This is a genomic window from Psittacicella gerlachiana (genome assembly GCF_003585965.1).
Classification (GTDB): domain Bacteria; phylum Pseudomonadota; class Gammaproteobacteria; order Enterobacterales; family Psittacicellaceae; genus Psittacicella; species Psittacicella gerlachiana.
Genome location: NZ_NRJF01000240.1, coordinates 1 through 4,412, shown reverse-complemented (window position 1 = coordinate 4,412; position 4,412 = coordinate 1). Strand labels below are relative to the sequence as shown.

The 4,412-nt window shown below is 30.8% G+C and carries 2 protein-coding genes and 3 tRNA genes; 1 reads left to right on the top strand and 4 read right to left on the bottom strand.

What is annotated here, in order from left to right; genetic code table 11:
• From CKF59_RS07130 to CKF59_RS07115, 4 genes are all read right to left on the bottom strand, one after another.
• On the bottom strand, positions 1-1,807 hold a 1,807-nt coding region (locus CKF59_RS07130), incomplete at its 3' end, for an LPS-assembly protein LptD (protein WP_222985689.1).
• A gap of 287 nt (positions 1,808-2,094) precedes the next feature.
• Positions 2,095-2,171 (bottom strand) — tRNA-Arg (locus CKF59_RS07125).
• Positions 2,172-2,206: 35 nt separating this feature from the next.
• Positions 2,207-2,283 (bottom strand) — tRNA-Arg (locus CKF59_RS07120).
• Between the two features lie 12 nt (positions 2,284-2,295).
• Positions 2,296-2,388 (bottom strand) — tRNA-Ser (locus tag CKF59_RS07115).
• Between the two features lie 381 nt (positions 2,389-2,769).
• On the opposite strand from CKF59_RS07115, the gene CKF59_RS07110 reads away from it, so the two are divergent.
• The gene (locus CKF59_RS07110; protein ID WP_119535240.1) at positions 2,770-4,395 is read left to right on the top strand and encodes a Ppx/GppA phosphatase family protein; all 1,626 of its coding nucleotides are present in this window, start codon (positions 2,770-2,772) and stop codon (positions 4,393-4,395) included.
• The last annotated feature ends 17 nt before the right edge of the window (positions 4,396-4,412 follow it).

Sequence of the window (4,412 nt, the reverse complement as noted above, 5' to 3'; positions counted from 1 at the left end):
AACCTATATTTACATCATTAGCTTCTTCTAAACGGTCTATACCATAATTGTAAATTCCATTTTGAATCATTAACACACTTGGTAATAATGAAGATGAGTCATAATTATTAAAACGACTATCAAATTTATGATTTACATTACGATAGGTATACCCAAGACTTGGAATAACAGTTACAGCATAACGATTAAAAGCCAACTGATCTCTTACGAGCTTAGTTGAGTATTCTGCTGAAAACTCTGGAGCAAATCTATATAAATTTTCATATTTACCAGTTTGACGATTATATTGATGATAAAAAGTCGTATAAGCTGATAATGAATAATCAGATCTAAAAACAGAGTTTATTTGTGAATATAATAAAGAGTTTTTAGTATAAAAACGGTCTACTTTATTATATTTAACAGCATCACTATTATATAGATGAGCTATTTGTCCCGTAGAAGCGAATCTGATCTTGTTATAAGCAAAAGGTTCACGATAATTAAAATTAAACTCAGGTGCTGAATTATAAGACTTAGACTCAGTATTGTAAATCGGATCAAAAGTATATGCTGACAAGTCCCAAGACCATCTATCTTTTGCGTAAGCAAGAGTATAACTTGAGGTTAAATAAGAGTCTGTATTGGAATAGTAATCATAAAAATATCTTTTATCTGATACTCTACGATAATTCAGGTTTACCGTATAGTTTTCATTACTATATAAATGTCTTAGACCTAAGTAATATCTATAAGTATTATCTTTTCGATTTAAACTAGAAGTCGTAAACGCATAGTTAATTGTAGAAATACCATATTTTGAAGCATAGTCAAAGTTGTTATTTAACAATAATCCTAGTTTAGTACTAAAAAATGCACTTATAGTGTATTTAGCATGATTATTAATATACCAAACAAATGGAATATTAATACGAAAACCGGTTGTATTACCGATACCAATTGTTGGCTCTTTAAATCCGCTTTGCGGTTTTCCTGAAATATTTACACTAAATGTAGGAAACCAAAATAAAGGTACCTTACCAATACGAATCGTTGCTCTGTTAAATGTTAATTCAGAGCTATTCATATTAATCACAGTTTCTTTAGCTTTAATATTTAGTGTAAACGGTCTAATTGGACCTGCATATAACTGAGATTGCTCTAGTGTTGTAACATTTTGCTCAGAGTCAAGAGCTTGAGCTTGACCATGCATAATTGTATCAACAATTGCAAAGGTAGTCTGGGCAGCATCTAAATTAGGGTTACCACTATTTAGTAACTCAACTACCAATTGATCAGCTTCTAATTGAATCTGATTTGATTTTAAGTTTACATCACCTTTAACCGTTATATATTGTTTACCATCTGTGGCACGATTATATACAGCTTCGGTAGCCGTTACAACTCTATCCCCTTGAATAACATTCACTCTACCAGTATAAGTAATAGTGTTGCCATTATTACTCACATACATATGGTCAGCGTTAATTATGATAGGTTCTAAAGAATAATTGTAACTATACCCATTAGATTTCGGTACTTTCGAAAGGAATCTTTCTCTAATTTGCTTAGCTTTAATAGCTTCATAAACTTGAGAAGTAAAAGTATTATAGTAAGTATAATTTAAAGCTGGATAAATTTCATTTAAACTAAATACTGTTAAATTACTAGAAATATTATCAGTTGAAATTATATTTTGCGTTGATTCTGAATTTGCGTATTCAGAATCAGTTGAAGGTAAATTCTTCGTAAAATCTGTATTAACAGTTTCAGCGTATACTGTATTTACACTACTAAATGCAAAAGGAGCAAGCATGACCATTGTCATTCTTGTGCATAAGTAATTAAGCTTTGCATTCTTTACAGTATCCCAAATTTTAAGATTCCAAAGCATTTGAGTAAAATCTTTAAATATTTATCTATTGGGGAGTATTACTCCAGTTTATCATGGCTATATTTTACCATATTTACCACTTTAGCTTATAAAAAACACTAAGATTTTTTATAACTAAAAATGCCAAATAACTTAAAATTTAGACAAGAAAAAAGTCAGTTGCGATAACAACTGACTAAGTTTTGTAAAAGAGAAAAATATGAAACATTCTGATAAAAAAATGGCGCATCCAAGAGGATTCGAACCTCTGACCGCACGGTTCGTAGCCGTGTACTCTATCCAGCTGAGCTATGGATGCGCAATAGGTAAATAATATATCAGAAGATTAAATAATGGCGCATCCAAGAGGATTCGAACCTCTGACCGCACGGTTCGTAGCCGTGTACTCTATCCAGCTGAGCTATGGATGCGTAATATAAGAATGGCGGTGAGAGAGGGATTCGAACCCTCGATGGAGATTTTGGCCCCATACTCCCTTAGCAGGGGAGCGCCTTCAGCCTCTCGGCCATCTCACCACAAGAAATCTGTATTGTTATAAGCCTCTATTTTTTTCATTTCATCCGGCTTATTCTTTAAGACAACGAGGAATATTATAATATATTTTTAAGGAATTGTCAAGCTTTTTTTTATTTTCTACTTTAAGTTAAGCTTGTTTCCTTTTTTGTGTTTTCCTCTGAAGTACCCGAGTATTATAAGCAACTAGAGAACCTATGTCAACCTTTATTTAAAACTTTTACTTTATTTATATGAATTTCAAATTATTTTATTTCTAATTTTTAAAGCTTATTTTTACGAAAATCGCTATTTCAGTTATATTCGTACATAATTATATTGAAAAAATATGCTATAATCTCTTCTTAAATAACTATCTAACCACTTTTTTATTTATAACCAATATGTCTAATCATCACAAATCAGCAGCAAAATATATTGCAGTAATTGATTTAGGCTCTAATAGCTTTAATTTAATTATAGCTCGTAGATTTGGATTATCACGTCCAATTATAAAGCGTTTTAATATAACTGTGCAATTAGCACGTTATTTAACACAAGATAATATCTTGTTACCAGAAGGTATAACACGTTGCTGTAATGCTCTAAAATCAATTCAAGAGTTTATTAGTCATTTTGGAAATGATATTGAAGTAAGAGCTAACGCAACTTATACCATTAGAAGTACAGTTAATAAGTCAGAACTGTTAAATGAAATTGCAAAAGTATTTCCCCATAAGATAAATATCTTAAGTGGTATTGAAGAGGCTCGCACAATTTTCCAAGGCATTGCCCTTTCCAATCCTATAGCCGATCCCTTTATAGCTGTTGATATAGGTGGTGGATCAACTGAAATCATTCTTTCTCATGATCTTAAACCTCAATTTTTAACGAGTAAAAATCTAGGTTGTGTATCTTTTACGCAAAAGTTTTTTGCTAATGGCATAATTAGTAAAGAACAGTTTACTCAAGCCTATGATAGTGCTTGTGAAATTTTTGCTCAAGAGCTAGACAATGATATAGTTCCTAACTACATTGGCTGTGAAATTGCCGTAGGCTCTTCTGGAACAATAAAAAACACTTTATTACGTGTTAAAAATGGTTTAAAAGATGTTGAAAAAAGATTAACTAATCTTCTCGATACTCCACATACTAACCATGATCTCTATAATGCCGAGCTCATTAATGAGCTTTTAGAGCAGGTAAAAGCATTCCGTATAAAATACACAGGACAAGATTTTTTAACCGAAGAAAGCTTAGACGATCTTCTTGCCTTAATTCTTAAACACACCTCAGCTTCTCAACTAGTTTATCACGGTTTTGATGCTTCAGGACGTTTAGTTCTAGTCGGTGGTTTAGCTATTCTTAAAGCATTATTTACAACGTTTAAATTTAAAAAATTAAGCTATTCTGATTCTGCCTTACGTGAAGGAGTACTTTATGCTGATAAAGGTGGGGATCTATTTAAACAAATTAGAATCCTTACTATTAATAATTTAAGACGTAAGTTCCAATTAGAAAATAAACAATTTAATAGTTTCCATCGTCAAGCAGTAGCTTTAATTCAAAAAGATAAGTTTTTACAACAAAACTTTAGTTATCAAGATATTTTTAACTACTGTGTGTTTATGCTCGTGGGTACTTCTATTTCAGATGAAGATTTTGTTAATCATTCTAAGTACATTCTCGATCACACTACTTTATATGGCTTTGCTCAACAAGAAAAAGAGCAAATTTTTAAATTTACTCAAGCTTTAGTGAGCAATTCTTGTAACTTTAATGATCATATTTCACGCTTAGCCTTACTCATGGAATTAGCTTATCAATTTACCTTCTCTACCTTTAACAATTTACTTAAAGAAGGATTAATCAATATTGACTTTAGTCATACTGATGGCACAATTGATAAACTTATTGTGAATATTAAGAGTGATACAAATCAAAACAACCCATATATAGCTAATAATTTTACCCGTATTAGTAAAATTTTAGATAAATATAATTTAAATATAGAAATTAATAATCTATAATAAATTTAAGGCGTATG